General features: G+C 69.0%; 20 protein-coding genes and 1 pseudogene. 12 read left to right on the forward strand and 9 right to left on the reverse strand.

Features of this window, described 5'->3' with window-relative positions; all coding sequences use genetic code 11:
* Window positions 1-183: 183 nt before the first annotated feature.
* Both FV223_RS05575 and FV223_RS05580 read right to left on the reverse strand, forming a co-directional pair.
* On the reverse strand, window positions 184-927 hold the full coding sequence (locus FV223_RS05575; protein ID WP_147725868.1) for an RNA methyltransferase: 744 nt from the start codon (window positions 925-927) through the stop codon (window positions 184-186).
* Between the two features lie 74 nt (window positions 928-1,001).
* Window positions 1,002-1,550, reverse strand: coding sequence for a formaldehyde-activating enzyme (locus FV223_RS05580; protein WP_147725869.1), 549 nt, complete (start codon window positions 1,548-1,550; stop codon window positions 1,002-1,004).
* A gap of 213 nt (window positions 1,551-1,763) precedes the next feature.
* On the opposite strand from FV223_RS05580, the gene FV223_RS05585 reads away from it, so the two are divergent.
* Together FV223_RS05585 and fusA are read left to right on the forward strand one after the other, a co-directional pair.
* Window positions 1,764-2,978, forward strand: a complete 1,215-nt coding sequence (locus FV223_RS05585) for an NADP-dependent isocitrate dehydrogenase (RefSeq protein WP_147725870.1) — start codon at window positions 1,764-1,766, stop codon at window positions 2,976-2,978.
* 146 nt (window positions 2,979-3,124) lie between these two features.
* Window positions 3,125-3,480: pseudogene (gene fusA / locus FV223_RS05590) on the forward strand (elongation factor G); the annotation flags it as partial.
* 335 nt (window positions 3,481-3,815) lie between these two features.
* On the opposite strand, the gene FV223_RS05595 reads toward fusA, so the two are convergent.
* On the reverse strand, window positions 3,816-4,490 hold the full coding sequence (locus FV223_RS05595) for an alpha/beta fold hydrolase (protein WP_147725871.1): 675 nt from the start codon (window positions 4,488-4,490) through the stop codon (window positions 3,816-3,818).
* A 162-nt stretch (window positions 4,491-4,652) separates the two neighbouring features.
* On the opposite strand from FV223_RS05595, the gene FV223_RS05600 reads away from it, so the two are divergent.
* From FV223_RS05600 to FV223_RS05635, 8 genes are all read left to right on the forward strand, one after another.
* Entirely contained in the window at window positions 4,653-5,447 is a 795-nt protein-coding gene (locus FV223_RS05600) for an inositol monophosphatase family protein (RefSeq protein ID WP_147725872.1), read from the forward strand.
* A 70-nt stretch (window positions 5,448-5,517) separates the two neighbouring features.
* Window positions 5,518-6,060: an adenine phosphoribosyltransferase gene (locus FV223_RS05605; RefSeq protein ID WP_147725873.1), complete on the forward strand. Its 543-nt coding sequence runs from the start codon at window positions 5,518-5,520 to the stop codon at window positions 6,058-6,060.
* A gap of 192 nt (window positions 6,061-6,252) precedes the next feature.
* On the forward strand, window positions 6,253-6,387 hold the full coding sequence (gene rpmH, locus FV223_RS05610) for a 50S ribosomal protein L34 (protein WP_082643292.1): 135 nt from the start codon (window positions 6,253-6,255) through the stop codon (window positions 6,385-6,387).
* Between the two features lie 73 nt (window positions 6,388-6,460).
* Window positions 6,461-7,039: a ribonuclease P protein component gene (gene rnpA, locus FV223_RS05615; protein WP_147725886.1), complete on the forward strand. Its 579-nt coding sequence runs from the start codon at window positions 6,461-6,463 to the stop codon at window positions 7,037-7,039.
* Window positions 7,029-8,873 carry a membrane protein insertase YidC gene (gene yidC / locus FV223_RS05620; protein ID WP_147725874.1) on the forward strand — a complete coding sequence of 615 codons (1,845 nt, stop codon included), beginning with the start codon at window positions 7,029-7,031 and terminating at the stop codon, window positions 8,871-8,873. Before rnpA ends, yidC begins: the two co-directional genes overlap by 11 nt.
* A 1-nt stretch (window position 8,874) precedes the next feature.
* The gene (gene yihA, locus FV223_RS05625; protein WP_147725875.1) at window positions 8,875-9,528 is read left to right on the forward strand and encodes a ribosome biogenesis GTP-binding protein YihA/YsxC; all 654 of its coding nucleotides are present in this window, start codon (window positions 8,875-8,877) and stop codon (window positions 9,526-9,528) included.
* Window positions 9,528-9,902: a DUF423 domain-containing protein gene (locus FV223_RS05630; protein ID WP_147725876.1), complete on the forward strand. Its 375-nt coding sequence runs from the start codon at window positions 9,528-9,530 to the stop codon at window positions 9,900-9,902. Before yihA ends, FV223_RS05630 begins: the two co-directional genes overlap by 1 nt.
* A gap of 65 nt (window positions 9,903-9,967) precedes the next feature.
* Window positions 9,968-10,525 (forward strand): sugar O-acetyltransferase, encoded by a 558-nt coding sequence (locus FV223_RS05635; RefSeq protein WP_147725877.1) that lies wholly within the window; start codon window positions 9,968-9,970, stop codon window positions 10,523-10,525.
* 55 nt (window positions 10,526-10,580) lie between these two features.
* Here the strand turns inward: FV223_RS05635 and FV223_RS05640 are convergent, their stop codons facing one another.
* Window positions 10,581-11,243, reverse strand: coding sequence for a metallophosphoesterase family protein (locus tag FV223_RS05640; RefSeq protein WP_147725878.1), 663 nt, complete (start codon window positions 11,241-11,243; stop codon window positions 10,581-10,583).
* 225 nt (window positions 11,244-11,468) lie between these two features.
* On the opposite strand from FV223_RS05640, the gene FV223_RS05645 reads away from it, so the two are divergent.
* Window positions 11,469-11,876 carry a hypothetical protein gene (locus FV223_RS05645; protein WP_147725879.1) on the forward strand — a complete coding sequence of 136 codons (408 nt, stop codon included), beginning with the start codon at window positions 11,469-11,471 and terminating at the stop codon, window positions 11,874-11,876.
* 58 nt (window positions 11,877-11,934) lie between these two features.
* Here the strand turns inward: FV223_RS05645 and clpB are convergent, their stop codons facing one another.
* Complete coding sequence (clpB, locus tag FV223_RS05650; protein ID WP_147725880.1) at window positions 11,935-14,565, reverse strand: ATP-dependent chaperone ClpB; 2,631 nt, start codon at window positions 14,563-14,565, stop codon at window positions 11,935-11,937.
* A gap of 203 nt (window positions 14,566-14,768) precedes the next feature.
* Here clpB and FV223_RS05655 point away from each other — a divergent pair, with 203 nt between their 5' ends.
* Complete coding sequence (locus tag FV223_RS05655) at window positions 14,769-15,539, forward strand: MOSC N-terminal beta barrel domain-containing protein (RefSeq protein WP_147725881.1); 771 nt, start codon at window positions 14,769-14,771, stop codon at window positions 15,537-15,539.
* Window positions 15,540-15,546: 7 nt separating this feature from the next.
* Here FV223_RS05655 and FV223_RS05660 read toward each other — a convergent pair whose 3' ends face one another.
* The 4 genes from FV223_RS05660 to FV223_RS05675 all read right to left on the reverse strand — a co-directional run.
* On the reverse strand, window positions 15,547-15,792 hold the full coding sequence (locus FV223_RS05660) for a hypothetical protein (protein WP_147725882.1): 246 nt from the start codon (window positions 15,790-15,792) through the stop codon (window positions 15,547-15,549).
* 173 nt (window positions 15,793-15,965) lie between these two features.
* A complete protein-coding gene (locus tag FV223_RS05665; RefSeq protein WP_147725883.1) occupies window positions 15,966-16,175 on the reverse strand; it encodes a hypothetical protein in 210 nt (69 codons plus the stop codon).
* Window positions 16,176-16,451: 276 nt separating this feature from the next.
* On the reverse strand, window positions 16,452-17,819 hold the full coding sequence (locus FV223_RS05670; RefSeq protein WP_147725884.1) for an aminotransferase class I/II-fold pyridoxal phosphate-dependent enzyme: 1,368 nt from the start codon (window positions 17,817-17,819) through the stop codon (window positions 16,452-16,454).
* Window positions 17,816-18,522, reverse strand: a 707-nt coding sequence (locus tag FV223_RS05675) for an acyl carrier protein (protein ID WP_147725885.1), incomplete at its 5' end; no start/stop codon positions are given. The genes FV223_RS05675 and FV223_RS05670, both read right to left, overlap by 4 nt.

An 18,522-nucleotide genomic window follows, 5' to 3' on the forward strand; every position in this document is an offset into this window, starting at 1 on the left:
AACCTCGCCTCGCTGCGCAGCCTCGCCGCCCAGTCGAGCCGCGCCGCGGCCGCCTCGGCCCGCAAGCCGGCCGATCGCGGCTAGAGCATCTTCAAGCGAGGTGGATCCCGGCTCGCGTGAAGACAATGCGATCTCTCGACAAGATAGAGCGTTTTTCGTGATCCGGGGATCACCAAAAATCCTCTAGGACGCGTCGTCCGGTCGGCGGTGCGCCCCGCGTTCGAGCGCCTTGAGCGCACCGCGGAAGGTGCGCACGTCCTGGTCGGTCAGGCTCATGCGGTGGAGCCGGTCGCGCATGTTGCGGGCGATGATCTCGCGCTTCTGCGGCGGGTAGAATCCGGCGCGCGCGAGCGTCGCCTCGAGGATGTCGAACAAGGAGAGCAGCGCCTCGCGGGTCGCCTGCGGCGCCCGGATCTCGCCGGTGAAGCGCGGCCGGGCGAGGCCCGCCGCGCGCCGCCACTCGTAGCCGACCAGCAGCACGGCCTGGGCGAGGTTGAGCGACGGGAATGCCTCGGCGACGGGAAAGGTGACGATGGCATCGGCCAGCGAGACCTCGTCGTTCAGGAGCCCGACGCGCTCGCGGCCGAACATCACCCCGACCTTCTCGGCGTTCGCGCCGCGCTCGGCCGCCTCCGTCATCGCGGCGTCGGGCAGCAGCACGCGCTTCATCTGCCCGCGCTCCCGCGCGGTGGTCGCGAGCAGCATGGTGAGGTCGGCGACGGCGTCTGGAAGCGTCGCGAAGACCTTGGCGGCGTCGAGCACGTGCGTCGCGCCGGAGGCGGCCTCGCGCGCGCCCTTCTTCGGCCAGCCGTTGCGCGGTGCAACGAGCCGCAGCTCCGACAGCCCGAAATTCGCCATGGCGCGGGCGGTCATGCCGATGTTCTCGGCCAGCTGCGGTTCGACGAGGATGACGACGGGGGCGCTCATGCGCGGCGCTCTCGCATGGACGTCCGCCGTGCGGAAGGGCCGCCGGCCGGACCGGAGGGTCTCGGCCGCAAGGATCAGATCTTCCCGTCGAGGCCCATCTGATAATACTTGTGCACGATCTTGTCCTGGTTCTCCAGCAGCCAGTCGATCGAGGGCTCGTTGGTCATCGCCTTGCGGATCGCCTCCGTCATGCCGCGGCGCTGGATGTCGAACAACGCCTTGTGGTCGACGGTCTCGGCCTGGATCACGCCGGGGCTGAGCCAGACCGAGCAGATGATGCCGAGGTCGTTGGCCTTCTCCTTGGGGATGTAGCCGGCGCGGACCGCGTCGAGCACGCCGTTGGCGATGGCGAATTGCACCGTGCCCATCAGGATCGAGGTGTACTTCGATTCCGTGACGCTGACCTTGGAGACGCACAGCGTCACCGGCCGCACCATGATGTCGGTGTTCAGCAGCGCGAAGACGCGGGAATGGCCGACGACCTGGTCGCCGGTCAGCGTGGCCAGCGCGGTGCCGACCGGCCCGTCGAGCTCGCCGATGATCACCTCCGGCTCGGATGCGGTGTTCGGCGGCCCGCCGGCGACCAGCGCCTCGCCGGCCCGCAGGATGATGCGCTCGCTCATGGTTGCTCCTCACGCGTGATGGATGCGCGCTGATCCCAGCCGGACGGCCGGATGTCCACCCCTAAGCGCCGCACGGCCGAGCTTGCATGACAGCCCCGGCGGCCTGTCCGCGCCCCCGGCTTTCGCCCGGGAAACGCCCGCGCTATGACCCGCCCCGCGGCCGCACGGCATTTGCATGGGGCCCGCCCGGATTACCACGGAAGGCAGCGGCTCATGGACAAGATCAAGGTGGCGAAGCCCGTCGTCGAGCTCGACGGCGACGAGATGACCCGGATCATCTGGTCCGAGATCAAGAACAAGCTGATCCACCCCTATCTCGACCTGGACCTCGACTATTACGACCTCGGCGTCGAACATCGCGATGCCACGAACGACAAGGTGACGGTCGACGCGGCCGAGGCGATCAAGCGCCACGGCGTCGGCGTGAAGTGCGCCACCATCACCCCCGACGAGCAGCGCGTCGAGGAGTTCAAGCTCAAGGAGATGTGGCGCTCGCCCAACGGCACGATCCGCAACATCCTCGGCGGCGTCATCTTCCGCGAGCCGATCATCTGCAAGAACGTGCCCCGCCTCGTGCCGGGCTGGACCCAGCCCTTCGTCATCGGCCGCCACGCCTACGGCGACCAGTACCGCGCCACCGACTTCAAGGTGCCGGGCAAGGGCCGCCTGACGATCAAGTTCGAGGGCGACGACGGCACCGTGATCGAGAAGGAGGTGTTCAAGTTCCCGGCCGCCGGCGTCGCGATGTCGATGTACAACCTCGACGACTCGATCCGCGACTTCGCCCGCGCCTCGCTGAACTACGGCCTCGCGCGCAAGTACCCGGTCTACCTGTCGACCAAGAACACCATCCTCAAGGCCTATGACGGCCGCTTCAAGGACCTGTTCCAGGAGGTGTTCGACGCCGAGTTCAAGGGCAAGTTCCAGGCGCTCGGCATCACCTACGAGCACCGGCTGATCGACGACATGGTCGCCTCGTGCCTGAAGTGGTCCGGCGGCTACGTCTGGGCCTGCAAGAACTACGACGGCGACGTGCAGTCCGACACGGCGGCGCAGGGCTTCGGCTCGCTCGGCCTGATGACCTCGGTGCTGATGACGCCGGACGGCCAGACCGTCGAGGCCGAGGCCGCGCACGGCACGGTGACGCGCCACTACCGCGAGCACCAGAAGGGCAAGGAGACCTCGACCAACTCTATCGCCTCGATCTTCGCCTGGACCCGCGGCCTCGCCCACCGGGCCAAGCTCGACGGCAACGCCGAGCTCGCCAAGTTCGCGACGACGATCGAGACCGTCTGCGTCGACACCGTCGAGGCGGGCTACATGACCAAGGATCTCGCCCTTCTGGTCGGGCCCGAGCAGAAGTGGCTCTCCACCACCGGCTTCCTCGACAAGGTCGACGAGAACCTCAAGGCGGCGATGGCGGCCTGAGGCCCTATCGTGCCGGGCGGACGGCTCCGCCCGGCATGTCGCGCAACCGATCCGGGAAGCGGCCATCGCGCAGGAAGGCGAGGGCCGCTTCCGCCACGTCGGGATGGTTCATCAGTATTCCTTACCAAGCGACGCAGCGATGGTCGCACTCGGTCCTCGGCGCCGGCATCCTCGCCGGCTTCCCGGTGGTCGACATCAAGGTCGAGCTGATCGACGGCGCCTACAACGACGTCGACTCCTCGGCGCTGGCCTTCGAGATCGCGTCCCGGGCGGCGCTGCGCGAGGCCCTGCAGAAGGGCGGCTCCGTGCTGCTCGAGCCGGTGATGAAGGTCGAGGTCGTCTCGCCGGAGGAGTATACCGGCTCGGCGATCTCAACTCCCGCCGCGGCCAGATCCAGGGCCAGGACATGCGCGGCAACGCGAACGTCATCAACGCCATGGTGCCGCTCTCTGGCATGATCGGATATGATCGACGGCTGCACTCGCTGGCTGGCGGTCGCGCTACGGTGGCCATGAGCTTCAGTCACTATGCTCCGGCATCATCGCCTGGTTGGGCTATCCCCTCCGGCGGCGCCAGCGATGGCGTTGCGAGCATAAGGCTCAATTCGAGCGGCGCACGGCGATTGCGCCCTCGTCATGACGATAATGGTCGGTGCTGATGCCGCCCGACAGCCAGACCGTCGGTCGGGGCCGACGCCGAACACGGCACCGTGACGCTTCTCCACTGCGAGCACCGGAAGGGCGAGAAGGCCTCGGCCAACGCGATCACCTCGGATCTTCGCTTGGACGGGAACCGTCGCGTACCGGGACAAGCTGGACGGCGAAGCGGCGATGGCGCTTACCGTGCCGGGCCAATGACGTCGTCCGGCAGATCATGCAGATGGTCCGGGAAGCGGCCGTCCCTCAGGAAGGCGCCCGTCGCCTCGAACACGTCCGGATGGTTCATCAGCAGCGTATGCGCGGCATCCACGACAATCCAGTCGTGCGGTCCGGCGATGCGCGTGCGGGCGAGACCGACCAAGCCGTCGTGCGGGCCAGCAATGACACGTCCCGTGAACGGCAACCAAGCCCGCGTGCCGGCGATGATCCCGATTGAACAGGGTGGGATCGGCAGCTTGTCGGGCACGCCTGATCTCAGGTCGGCGAGTGCCGGACCAAGCATCGCCCGCGCGAGACGATACTGGAACAGGTGATCGGCCACTTCGCTGCCTCTGTTCGGCGGCGCCAACATCACGATAGCCCGAGAGTCATTCGGATCCGTCGCGAGGCAGCGCGCCACGAGTCCGCCCATCGAGTGGGTGACGAACGCGATGGCTCGACCGGTACGCTGCCGGAAAGCCTCGACCACAGGCTCGAGGCCCGTCGCACACGCATGAACCCCGCGGCTCTGCGAGGGATAGCCCGGGATGAGCGTTTGATGGCCCAGCGCTTCGAGGCGCCGCGCCAGCCGGGCCATGCTCCTCGGCGTCCGCCCAAGCCCGTGAAGCAGCACGATGGGGGTCAGTGACGACATCGCATCGCCTCGATCACCGCTCCTCGATTGCCAACCCGAATTGAATGCGGCGCCGGACCGGCTCGTGCGCGGATGACAGGCATACCCCGCCCGGCCCTCGATTCTGCGCCCGAGAGCGTTTAACGCGGCGTCAAACGACGCGCGAACGCTCGAGGCTCCCCGATGATCTCCTCCCCCCTGATGACCGTGATGGTCGATGCCGTGCGCAAGGCCTCGCGGGGGCTGCGGCGCGACTACGGCGAGATCGAGAACCTTCAGGTCTCGCGAAAAGGCCCTGGCGACTTCGTCTCGGCGGCCGACCGCAAGGCCGAGGAGGTGCTGCGCGACGCGCTGACGAAGGCGCGGCCGGGCTACGGCATGGTTCTGGAGGAATCCGGCATCGTCGAGGGCACCGACAAGAGCCACGTCTGGCACGTCGATCCGCTCGACGGCACCTCGAACTTCCTGCACGGCATCCCGCACTTCGCGATCTCGGTCGGGCTCGAGCGCGAGGGCCAGGTGGTCGCCGGCGTGATCTACGATCCGGTCAAGGACGAGCTGTTCGTGGCCGAGCGCGGCAAGGGCGCCTACCTCAACAACCGGCGCCTGCGCGTCTCGGGCCGGGTCGACATGGCCGACGCGCTGAGCGCCTACGGCACGCCCTATCTCGGCCGCGGCAACCATCCCCGCCTGCTGCGCGAGGTCGCCGCGGTGATGGCGGTCTCCGGCGGCACCCGCCGGATGGGCTCGGCGGCCCTCGACCTCGCCTACGTCGCCTGCGGCCGCCTCGACCTGTACTGGGAGCGCGACCTGCAGACTTGGGACATCGCCGCCGGCATCATCCTGGTGCGCGAGGCCGGCGGCTTCGTCACCTCGGCCGACGGCGCCTCGGAGCCCCTCGCCGCGAAGTCGGTGGCCTGCGGCAACGAGGGCCTGCACCGGGAGCTCGTCGCGATCCTGCGCAAGGTCAACGGCTGAGCGCCGAACTGGCCAGGGTGCGCGCCATCTGCTCTAAGCCGCCGATCACCACGAGGAAGGCCCGCCCGGCATGGAACGCCGCCACATCGCCCTGAAGGAATCGATCCGCTCGATCCCCGACTATCCGAAGCCCGGCATCGTGTTCCGGGACATCACCACGCTGCTCAGCGACCCGCGCGCCTTCCGCCGGGCGGTGGACGCGCTGGTGCATCCGTTCGCGGGCGGGCGGATCGATCAGGTCGCCGGCATCGAGGCGCGCGGCTTCATCCTCGGCGGGGCGGTCGCGCACCAGCTCTCGGCGGGCTTCGTGCCGGTGCGCAAGAAGGGCAAGCTGCCCCACAAGACGGTGTCGATCGCCTACACCCTCGAATACGGCACCGACGAGCTGGAGATCCACGTCGACGCGATCAAGCCGGGCGACCGGGTGCTGCTCGTGGACGACCTGATCGCCACCGGCGGGACCGCGACCGCGGCGGTGAACCTGCTCCGCCAGATCGGGGCCGAGGTGGTGGCCGCCTGCTTCGTGATCGACCTGCCCGAGATCGGCGGTGCGCAGAAGCTGCGCGACCTCGACGTGCCCGTGCGGACCCTGATGGAATTCGAGGGCCACTGACGCGCGCGGCGGCATCGGATGCCCGCCAAAACGTTGACTCGGTAAATCCCATCCGCCATAAGCCGCGCAGTCGCGATGGCGCTCCGTTCGGGCGCCGTCCGCACGTGCATTCACAATTCAAAGACGCGTGAAGGTCGGGTGCGGCGTCAGCCGCCCGCGAGCGCGCCTCGACCTTTGGAGGCTTGAAGAGCCATGAAAAGAACCTACCAGCCGAGCCGCCTCGTCCGGAAGCGCCGTCACGGTTTCCGCGCCCGCATGGCGACCGCCGGCGGCCGCAAGGTCATCGCCCGTCGTCGCGCGCACGGCCGCAAGAAGCTCTCGGCCTGAGCGTGACCGTCGCGCCGCCCATCGCGGCGCGGAGGGTGCCCGAGGCGTGAGCGAGGCCGAGCTTCCCATGCCTATGACCGACTTGCCTGCGACCGACTTGCCGACGACGGATCGCGCGGCGATCGCGCGGCTGAGGCGGCGGCCGGACTTCCTGGCGGCGGCCGACGGGCGCCGCTTCCACACCGAGCGCCTGACGGCGCAGGGCCGCGTGCGCGAGGCGTGCGAGACCCGGGACGGCGAATCGATCGCCGGGCTCCATCTCGGCTTCACGATCACCAAGCGGGTCGGCCATGCCACCGAGCGCAACCGCATCCGCCGGCGCCTTCGCGCCGCGGTCGCCGAACTTGGGCCCGAGTTCGGCGCGGTCGCGGCCGACGTCGTGCTGATCGCCCGTCGCCCGGCGATCGACGCCGCGTTCGACACCCTCAAGGACGACCTGCGCCGGGCGATCCCCGCGGTGGCCAAGCCCCGCGGGCCGAGCGAGTGCGCCCGTCCGTTGCGCTCCGGCAAGCCGGGATCCGCGAAGGGCCGCGGCAAGGGGCCGGCGCCATCCCGGGAAGCGACGCCCCAAAGATCCGATCGCGCAGCGGCACCAGCCCGTGCGCCCTCAGCAACCTCGAACGCGTGCGACGGTGGCCCCGATGGGCAATGACAAGACGAATATGTTCGTGGCCATCGCCCTGTCGCTGGTCGTGCTGCTCGGGTGGAACTACTTCGTCGCCGCGCCGCGGGTCGAGCAGCAGCGCCAAGCCAACATCCAGAACCAGGCGGCCCAGCAGAGCCCCGGCGTGACGCCGGACGGCGTGCCCTCGCCGAGCCCGAAGGAGGGCGGCCCGGCCGCCCCCGTCGCCGGCACGCTGCCCAACGCCGCCACCGGCCCGATCGGCCGCACCGAGGCGCTCGCCCGCTCGCCGCGCATCAAGATCGAGACCCCGGCGCTGGCCGGGTCGATCGCGCTCAAGGGCGGCCGCATCGACGACATCGCGCTGAAGAACTACCACGAGACCGTGGACGACAAGAGCCCGGAGATCGTGCTGCTGTCGCCGGCCGGGACGGAAGCGCCGTACTACGCCGAGTTCGGCTGGGTCGGCGCCGCCGCGGGCCCGCTTCCGACCAACGACACCGTCTGGACCGCCGACGGCCAGACGCTCGGCGTGAACATGCCGGTGACGCTGTCGTGGGACAACGGCGCGGGGCTGGTGTTCAAGCGCATCCTCGCCGTCGACGACAAGTACATGTTCACGGTCCGCGACGAGGTCGAGAACAAGGGCGCGAACGCCGTCACGCTCTATCCCTACAGCCTCGTTTCGCGCTGGGGTAAGCCGCACACCCAGGGCTACTACGTGCTGCACGAGGGTATGATCGGCGTGCTCGGCGGCGACGGCCTGCAGGAATACACCTACGACCACCTCGCCAAGGAGCCGGCCTACGGCGGGGCCGCCACCAAGGGCAAGGCCTGGGCGAACGTCACCGGCGGCTTCGTCGGCATCACCGACAAGTACTGGGCCGCGGCCGCGATCCCCGACCAGACGATGTCCTATACCGGCGCGTTCACCGAGCGCACCGACGGCGCGACCAAGATCTACCAGGCGAGCGTGCGCGGCGACGGCCGCAGCATCGAGCCGGGCGCCACCGCCTCGACCACCCAGCGCCTGTTCGCCGGCGCCAAGGAGGTCAACACGATCAACGGCTACGAGAAGAACCTCGGCATCAAGCAGTTCGACCTGATGATCGACTGGGGCTGGTTCCACTTCATCACCAAGCCGATGTTCCGGGCGCTGGACTTCTTCTTCCACCTCTTCGGCAATTTCGGCGTCGCGATCCTGGTCGTGACCTTCTGCCTCAAGCTGCTGTTCCTGCCGATCGCCAACCGCTCCTACGTCTCCATGGCCAAGATGAAGGCCGTGCAGCCCGAGATGACCTCCATCCGGGAGCGGTACAAAGACGATAAGATGAAGCAGCAACAGGCGATGATGGAGCTGTACAAGAAGGAGAAGATCAACCCCGTCGCCGGCTGCTGGCCGGTGCTGGTGCAGATCCCGGTCTTCTTTGCGCTGTACAAAGTCCTGTTCATCACCATCGAGATGCGTCACGCGCCGTTCTTCGGCTGGATCCAGGACCTCGCCGCGCCCGATCCGACCAGCATCGTCAACCTGTTCGGCCTGCTGCCGTTCGCGGCGCCGGACTTCGTCCATCTCGGCATCTGGCCGATCATCATGGGCGTGACGATGTTCGTGCAGATGAAGATGAACCCCGCCCCGCCGGACCCGGTGCAGGCGCAGATCTTCACCTTCATGCCGATCGTGTTCACCTTCATGCTCGGCTCGTTCCCGGCCGGCCTGGTGATCTACTGGGCCTGGAACAACACTCTCTCGGTAACGCAGCAATACGTCATCATGCGCCGCAACGGCGTGAAGGTGGAGTTGTGGGACAACCTGCGGAACACGTTCAAGCGCGGCGGCAAGACCGCGCCTGCGAAGAGCTGACGTGACACAGCAGGAGCAGGAAGATGCGGCGCTCGCCGAGAGCGGCCGCCTGCTGTTCGCGGGTGCGGCCGACTTCGTCGCGGCGGCGCCCTCGCTCGGGACGCTGCCGGCGATGGACGGCGTCGAGATCGCCTTCGCCGGCCGCTCGAACGTCGGCAAGTCGAGCCTCGTCAACGCGCTGACCGGGCGCAACACGCTGGCCCGCACCTCGCACACGCCGGGGCGGACCCAGCAGCTCAACTTCTTCCGGATCGGCGAGCGCCTGACGCTGGTCGACATGCCGGGCTACGGCTACGCCGCGGTCGGCAAGGAGAAGGTCGAGGCCTGGACCGACCTGATCCACGCCTACCTCAAGGGCCGCGCCAACCTCGCGCGGGTCTTCATGCTGATCGATTCCCGCCATGGGCTGAAGAGCATCGACACCGACGTGCTCGACGGGCTCGACAAGGCCGCCGTGAGCTACCAGATCGTGCTGACCAAGGGCGACGCCCTGAAGAAGCCCGAGATCGACGCGCGCATCGCCGGCATCCAGGCCGCGCTCGCCCGGCGTCCGGCGGCCTATCCGCAGATCCTGCTGACCTCAAGCCGCGACGACCGCGGCGTGCCCGAGCTGCGCGCCGCCGTGGCCCGGCTGATGGCCGAGCGCGGCGCCTGATGCTTGCCGTCAGGGATCGTGCCCTCGTCGCCCTGGCGTGCCTCGCCGGCGGGCTCGGCGTCGCGGCCAGCGCCGCGGCCGCCCACATCCCGGGGGCGGACAGCCTCAAGACCGCGGCGCAGTTCCTGCTGTTCCATGCCCCCGCGATCCTGGCCCTCGCCGGACTCGCCGCCGCCGGCCTGACCCATGCGATCGCCACCCGGATCGCCGCCTGGGCGCTTGTGCTGGGCCTCGCGCTGTTCTCCGGTGACCTCGCGCTTCGCGCGCTTGCCGGGCAGCCGCTGTTTCCGATGGCCGCGCCGTCGGGCGGCATCCTGTTGATGGCGGGCTGGACCCTGGGGGCGATCGCGGCGTTCATCCCGGCCAGGCGTTGAGCCCCTGCCGGGACAGGCGCGGCTTCGACGACCGCTCTCTACGCCAACGGTGACGACGAGGCCCGATGTCGGGATCCGAGAAACAGAAGATGCTCGCGGGCGAGCTCTACCGCGCGGGCGATCCCGAGCTTCGACGGGATGCCGCCGCCAACATGGCATGGCTCGCGCACTACAACACCACGCTGGCGCTGCCGTCGGCCGAGCGGCACGCGCTGCTGGCCGCCCATCTCGGCGGCGTCGGCCCGAAGGCGGTGATCCGGCCGCCATTCCATTGCGACTACGGCTACAACATCACGCTCGGCCCGGAGGCGTTCCTCAACTTCGGCTGCGTGATCCTCGACGTGGTCGCGGTGACGATCGGTGCGTGCACGCAGATCGGGCCGGGCGTCCAGATCCTCACCGCGGACCACCCGCGCGATCCCGAGGCGCGCCGGTCCGGCCTCGAGTTCGGTCGCCCGATCGCGATCGGCGCCAACGTCTGGATCGGCGGGGCCGCCCTGATCCTGCCGGGCGTGACGGTGGGCGACGACGCGATCATCGGTGCCGGCGCCGTCGTGACGCGGGACGTGCCGGCCGGCGCGACGGCGGTCGGCAACCCGGCGCGGGTCGTGACTCTCCGATGATCGGGGGTTTGGGACGACTCGGCCGATCGCTTCGCATGGCGCAGGTCGGAGCCGGTCAGTCCGCCCGGACCTGCAAAAACCTCAGCGCCGGCCCCTGCGCATCCGAGAACACGCCCGCGGTCAACGCTCCGCCATAGACGGCGCCCGTGTCGAGGTTGGTCCGGAACGGGCGAACCTCCGGGTTGCCGCCGGTCTGCGGCGTGTGGCCGTGGACGACGTGGCGGCCGAAATCGTGATCCTCGGCAAGGAACGGCTCGCGGATCCAGAGGCGGTCCTGCACCTCGGCGGTCTCCGGGTCGGACCCCGGCCTGAAGCCGGCATGGACGAACCAGCGGCGGGCATCCGCGTGGACGGTCTGCAGCCCTTCGATCCAGTCGAGCACGTCGCCGGGGATCGCGGCCGCCTCGTCCACGCCGAACGAGGCCAGCGTCTCCGCGCCGCCGTTGCGCAGCCACAGCGCGTCGGCCCCCGGGGTCGTCAGTGCGGAGAGCAGCATCGCCTCGTGGTTGCCCATCAGGCAGGCGACGCGCCCGGGATCGCTCCAGTGCAGGCGGCTGACCGTCTGCAGCACCCGCGCGCTGTCCGGGCCACGGTCGATGTAGTCGCCCAGGAAGACGAGGCGATAGGGCTCGCCCGCCGCATGGGCCTCGATGCGGGCGAGCAGGGCGTCGAGCAGGTCGGCGCAGCCGTGGATGTCGCCGATGGCGTAGGTCAGCATGTCAGCCGGATCGTTCCGTCGGTAGAAGGCCAGAAGCGCCGCGGACGGCGCGCGCGTCGCCGACGGCCAGAATGCACGGTTTGCCGCCCCGCACCACTCCGCCTGCCGGCGTCGCATTTCTCTCTACGCTGAGATCGCGGATGCCACGAAGCTCCCGATGTCATGGGCTTTCCAATAATCATGATGTCGTGCGAAGTGATTGCGGTTTCGATTCGGAGGCTCAAGATGAAACGCGTAATTGCATTTCTTCTGGCGACTTTTTACTTTGGCGTGTCTTCACATATCGCCTACGCACAATTCCTGACTGACCAGGAGCGCGTCGTCACGTCCGGCCAGAGCCAGAAGATCGCTTGGCGCATTTACCTCGATCCGGCCTGCCACTCGATGGGCGCCGGGTCGCTCGGCCTCATCGATCCGCCGCGGCTCGGCAGCGTCACGGTCCGTCAGGGCCGGGAATATCCGAGCTTCGGCTTCTACAATCCGCGATCGCTGTGCAACACGCGGAAGGTGCCGGCGACGCAGCTGATCTACAGCACCGCCCCGGGAACGGTCGGTGAGGACAGCTTCACGGTCGAGTACATCGGGCCGCTCGGCAATCCGTTGCGGCAGCGATACCACGTCGTCGTGCGCTGAGCGCAGCGTTTCACGAGAACTGCGGCGCACCGGTTCGAAACCGATGCGCCGCGCGAGGTTAGTTCAGCGTCACGTTGGCCGGCCGCCGCCGCGGCGCTGTCGCGGTGCCGGCGATGACGAGGCCGTCCGGCCCCACCGCCACCGGCACGCTCTCGCCGTCGTGGATCTTGCCCGACAGCAGCAGCTCCGCCAGCGGGTCCTGCACCGTCTTCTGGATCACTCGCTTCAACGGCCGCGCCCCGTAGGCCGGGTCGTAGCCGCGGTCGGCGAGCCAGGCGCGCGCCTCGGCGTCGACGTCGAGGACGATCTTGCGCTCCTCCAGCAGCTTCTGGAGGCGGACGAGCTGGATGTCGACGATGGCGCCCATCTCCGCCCGCTTGAGCCGGTGGAACAGGATGATCTCGTCGATCCGGTTCAGGAACTCCGGCCGGAAGTGGCTTCGCACCACGCCCATCACGTCGTCCCGCACCGCGTCGGTGTCCTCGCCCTCGCTCTGCGCCACCAGATACTCGGCCCCGAGGTTCGAGGTCATGATCAGCAGCGTGTTGCGGAAGTCGACCGTCCGCCCCTGCCCGTCGGTCAGGCGCCCGTCGTCGAGAACCTGCAGCAGGACGTTGAACACGTCCGGATGCGCCTTCTCGATCTCGTCGAACAGCACGACCTGATACGGCCGGCGCCGCACCGCCTCGGTCAGCGCGCCGCCCTCCTCGTAGCCGACATAGCCGGGGGGCGCGCCGATCAGCCGGGCCACGGAGTGCTTCTCCATGTATTCCGACATGTCGATGCGCACCAACGCGGTGTCGTCATCGAACAGGAAGCTGGCGAGCGCCTTTGTCAGCTCGGTCTTGCCGACGCCGGTCGGCCCGAGGAACATGAACGAGCCGATCGGCCGGTTCGGGTCCTGCAGGCCGGCGCGCGCGCGGCGCACCGCGGTCGAGACCGCTTCCACCGCTTCGCGCTGGCCGACGACGCGCCTGCCGATCGCGTCCTCCATCGCGAGCAGCTTGTCGCGCTCGCCCTCCAGCATCTTGTCCACCGGCACGCCGGTCCAGCGCGAGACCACGCCCGCGATGTGGGCCGGCGTCACCGCCTCCTCGACCATGCCGTCGCGCGCGACCGCGCTCTCGGCCGCGGCCTCGATCTCGGCGAGCCGCTTCTCCAGCCCCGGGATCACGCCGTAGGCAAGCTCGCCCGCGCGCTGGTACTGACCCTGGCGCTGGGCGGAGGCCAGCTCGTTGCGCGCCTCGTCGAGCTTCTTCTTGAGCTCGGCGGCGGCGCCGAGCTTGTCCTTCTCCGCCTTCCAGCGCGAGGTAATGGTGGCGGACTGCTCCTCGAGGTCGGCAAGCTCCTTCTCGAGCCGGGCCAGACGGTCGCGGGAGGCCGAATCGGTTTCCTTCTTCAGCGCCTCGCCCTCGATCTTCAGGCGCACGATCTCGCGGTCGAGGTTGTCCAGCTCCTCGGGCTTCGAATCGACCTGCATGCGCAGGCGCGAGCCGGCCTCGTCCATGAGGTCGATCGCCTTGTCGGGCAGGAAGCGGTCGGTGATGTAGCGGTTCGACAGCGTCGCGGCCGCGACCAAGGCGGAATCCTGGATGCGGACGCCGTGGTGCTGCTCGTACTTCTCCTTGATCCCGCGCAGGATCGAGACCGTATCTTCCACGGTGGGCTCCGAGACGAAGACCGGCTGGAAGCGGCGGGCCAGCGCGGCGTCCTTCTCGACATGCTTGCGGTACTCGTCGAGCGTGGTCGCCCCGACGCAGTGCAGCTCGCCGCGGGCCAGCGCCGGCTTCAGCAGGTTCGAGGCGTCCATCGCCCCGTCGGCCTTTCCGGCGCCGACCAGGGTATGCATCTCGTCGATGAACAGGATGATGCCGCCCGCGGCCGCGGTGACCTCGGAAAGCACGGCCTTCAGCCGCTCCTCGAACTCGCCGCGGAACTTCGCCCCGGCGATGAGCGCGCCGAGGTCGAGGGCGAGAAGGCTCTTCTCCTTCAGGCTCTCGGGCACGTCGCCGTTGACGATGCGCAGGGCCAGCCCCTCGACGATCGCCGTCTTGCCGACGCCGGGCTCGCCGATGAGGACCGGATTGTTCTTGGTGCGCCGGGACAGGACCTGGATCGTGCGGCGGATCTCCTCGTCGCGGCCGATCACCGGGTCGAGCTTGCCCTCGCGCGCGGCTTCGGTGAGGTCGCGGGCGTACTTCTTCAGGGCGTCGTAGGCGTTCTCGGCCGAAGCGTTGTCGGCCGTCCGGCCCTTGCGCAGGGCGTTGATCGCGCCGTTGAGCGAAGCCGGCGTCACGCCGGCGGAGACGAGCGCCTTGCCGGCCTCGGTGTCCTTCTCGACGGCGAGCGCGAGCAGGAGGCGCTCCACGGTGACGTAGGAATCGCCGGCCTTCTCGGCAGCCTTCTCGGCGGTGTCGAACAGGCGCATCAGGTCGCGGGTCGCCTGCGGCTGGCTCGCGTTGCCCGAGACCTTCGGCTGCTTGGCGAGCCACGCCTCGATCTGCGCCAGGGCGACGCGCGACTGGCCGCCGGCCCGGTCGATCAGGCCTGCGCACAGGCCCTCGGGATCGTCGAGCAGCACCTTGAGCAGGTGGCCCGGCTGCAATTGGGGATGGCCCTCGCGCATCGCGAGGTTCTGCGCAGCCTGGACGAAGCCGCGGGCGCGCTCGGTGTATTTTTCGAAGTTCATGCGTTCTTGTTTCCTACCGCTTCGGCCTCCGCCGCCCTGGAAGGCGCGGTGTTGGCCCGAGACGTCGCCTCCCGACGAGGAACCGCCGCGGAAGGCCCCGGCGCCGATGGCCGCCGGTACCGAGGATGTGGTGTTGCAATTGCGCACCACAAGAGGGGGCAGACCCCTTGCATCGATGTGAAGATCCGGGTCACGGTGCCGGCATGACCGCGACGCTCTCCGCCCTCTACCGCTACCCCGTGAAGGGGTGCAGCCCCGAGCCGCTGGAACGGGCGGACCTTGAGACGTCGGGCTACTTCCCGGGCGATCGGCTCTACGCGGTCGAGAACGGCGATTCGGGCTTCGATCCGAACGCACCGCGTCATCAGCCCAAGACGAAGTACCTGATGCTGATGCGCGACGAGGCGCTGACGCGCCTGCGCACCCGCTACGACGACGCCACCGCGACGCTCACCGTCGAGGCCGAAGGCGAGACCGTCAAGGCCAAGCTCGACACCGAAGAGGGCCGGGCGACGCTTGAGGACCTGTTGCGGCGCCTGCTGCCCCACGCCCTGCGCGGCGCGCCGCGGGTGCTGGCGGCGGCGGCGCAGACCGGATACCGCTTCACCGATTCCAGGATCGGCTTCGTCTCGCTGATCAACCTCGCCAGCGTGCGCGCGATCGAGGATTACGTCGGCGCGCCCGTCGATCCGCTGCGCTTTCGCAGCAACCTCTTCGTCGAGGGGCTCGCCCCCTGGGCCGAGTTGGAGATGGTCGGCCGCGTGCTCGAGGCGCCGAGCGGGCTGCGCCTCAAGTTGACCCAGCGCACCGTGCGCTGCGCGGCGACCAACGTCGACCCGGTCAGCGGCGTGCGCGACCTCGACATCCCCTGGGCGATCGATGCGCGTCTCGGCCACCGCGATTGCGGCGTCTATGCCGAGGTGATCGCCGGCGGGACCCTCGCGGTCGGCGACACCCTGACGGCGGTCGGCTGAGCCGCGCTCAGGACGCCCGGCGCACGACGACCACCGGGTCGGCTTCGGTACGCCGGTGCTCGCACGAGACCTTGAGGTAGCGATGGTCGCCGCCGGGGAGCCCGGCCGCGGCGGCCATGGTCTGGGCGTGCATGATGCACTCCATCGGCGTGCGCGCCGGCGAGACGATCACGTCGAGCGCGGTCTCGCGGGAGCAATCCTGGGCCAGCAGCGTCCCGGCGCAGACGAGGGCAACGGACAACAATTCGGACATGACGGACCCCGTGTTCGAGCGATCGACAGGTCCGCGGGGTGCTCAGGCGTTCGAGCCACCGCGTGTTTCTTGTCCGGGCGTTCCTCGTCGTGACGTTTCTCTTGATGACGCTGTGGGGTTTGCAGATGTCGTGCCAGCTCGGCGAGGCCGGGCGCACCTGTGATCTTGCTGCATCAGCCCCGCGCGGCGAGCCAGACCGGCTCGGGTTCGGGGATCGGCATCAGCGCCGCGACCGCGTCGAGATCGACGATGTAGTTGTCGGTCAGCAGACGCCACATCTCGGCCGGAGAGGCGGCCTCACCCTTCAGGCCATCGACCGCCCGCGCGAGCAGGCCGGTATGGGTGAGGGTGGGACGGGTCAGGAGCGGGTCGGAATGGAGCATCGTCGGCGGTCCCTGGAAGACCTCGTCAACGTTGCAGGTTGTGGTTAAAGGACCGTAAAGCCGACAATCCTCGAATGCTCGGCACAGCGGATCGGCATCGCGTTCGCCGAGGTTCGGAAGCACTCTTCGTCACCGAAAACCGATCGCCCAATCCTAGACTTGTTGATCGACGATCTACAGTCGCTCGATTCAGATCGCGTTGCTTGTATCGATCACTGAAACGGAAAACGCCCGGGCTTCGAACCCGGGCGTCATCGGTCTCGATCGATCGGATCGTCAGCTGCGCTTGGCCAGGAGCTGCTCGATCAGCGAGCCGCCCTTCTCGATGGCGGCGAGCTCCTCGGCGACCGCGGTGACCGTCTCGCGGATCTGCTCGGGCGTGTGCTCCGAGGTCATGAAGAAGCGCAGGCGCGAGGCGCGCTCGGGCACGGCCGGGTGGATGATCGGCTGCACGTTGATCCCGCGCTTGTACAGCCGATCGGACAACGTCACCGACTTCAGCGAATCGCCGACGATCACCGGGATCACCGCGAGCCCCATGCTGGTCCCGGTATCGAGCCCGCGCTTCTTCGCGCAGGCGAGGAACAGGGCGCCGTTCTGGCGCAGGCGCTCGACCCGCTCCGGCTCGTCGTGCATCACCGCGAGCGCGGCCTCGGCGGCGGCCGCGAGCGGCGGGGACATGCCGACGCTGTAGACGAAGCCGCCGGCCGTGCACTTCAGGTACTCGATCAGCGTCGAGGCGCCGCAGATGTAGCCGCCGCAGGCCGAGAGCGTCTTCGAGAAGGTGCCCATCCAGATGTCGACCCGCTTCGGGTCGATGCCGGCATGCTCGAACAGCCCGGCGCCGGTGCGGCCGAGCACGCCGAGCCCGTGGGCGTCGTCGACCATCAGCCAGGCGTTGTAGCGCTCCTTGAGGGCGATGAAGCCGGCGAGGTCCGGCGCGTCGCCGTCCATGCTGTAGAGGCCCTCGATCACGATCAGGGCCCGGCGGTGCTCGTGCCGGGTCGCCTGAAGCAGGGTTTCGAGCGCGTCGAGGTCGTTGTGGGCGAAGGAGCGGCGCTGGGCGCCGGACAGCTGCGCGCCGGTGACGATGCTGTTGTGGATCAGGTTGTCGTGGAAGATCACGTCGCCCGGCTCGAGCAGCGCCCCGATCGTCGTGACGTTGGTGGCGTGCCCGCTCACCATCACCACGCAGGCCTCGGTCTGGTAATGCGCGGCCAGCGCCTTCTCCAGGCTGAGGTGGCCCGGCCGCTCGCCGGCCACGACGCGGCTCGCCGACGACGAGGTGCCGAACTCGGCGATCGCCGCGCGGGCGGCATCCGAGATGCGCGGGTGGCCGTTGAGGCCGAGGTAGTCATAGGACGAGAAGTTGACGAAGGACCGCCCGGCGATGCGGGTGGTCGCGCCGGCCTTGGTCTCGTGGACGTGGAAGAACGGGTTGTCGAGACCGATCAGCTCGGCGGCCGAGCGCTGCAGCCGCAGCTCGCGGTAGCCGGGCAGGCTCGCGAAATCCTGCACCGAGGGATCGCCGACCTTCTCCGGCGCGCGGAGCGCGGTCGGCCGGGGCGCGTTGCGTCCCAGCCGGTTCGTCACGAAGCCCGCGAGCGCGGCGCGCCCCCCATCCGGCCGTGGCGATTGCGTCATGACAGGATCTCTTTGCTCTCGAGGCTCTTCTTCTCGACGAGATCCTGGAACGGCTGGAGCACCGCCGCATCGACCTCGCTGCCGACGTGCCTCGAAGCGAGGCTCAGGGCGACCCCGGCGGCCTCGTCCATCGGCGCCGAAACCGCCTGAATTAAGGACTCCGACAGCTCGTTGACGGTCATCCCAGAGGACAGGCCCGCCGGCGGCGAATCGAGGCCGAAGCGCTCCTGCAGGCTGGCGCCGAGCTCGACGCCCATCAGCGAGTCGAGGCCGATCTCGGAGAGCTGGCGCACGCGGCTGATGTCGTCCTTCGGCAGGCGCAGGATGCGGGCGATGTCCTCGACGATCGCGTCGGACACGGTCTTGCGCACCGCGTCGATGTCGTGGCCCTTGAGCAGCGTGCCGATGCTGATCGCGGCGACAGCGCCGGCCTCCATCTGCTGGTCGGAGCCGAGGTCGTCGTAGCTCGGCGAGCGCATGGTCGCGAGGCGCTCGCGCGTCTTGCCCCAATGCATCGAGGCGATGGCGAGCACCGCGTCGTCGGGCGCCGAGCCCTGGGCGCCCAGCGCATCGGCCATGAGGTCGAGGCAGCGGCGGGCCTCCATCGGCGTCACGCCGACGCGGCCGGCGAGCCCTTCCATCACCGTCTTGTTGCGGGCGAGCATGCCGACGTCGCCGATCGCGCCCCAGGCGACGGCCAGCG

This window comes from Methylobacterium sp. WL116, assembly GCF_008039455.1.
Taxonomy (GTDB): domain Bacteria; phylum Pseudomonadota; class Alphaproteobacteria; order Rhizobiales; family Beijerinckiaceae; genus Methylobacterium.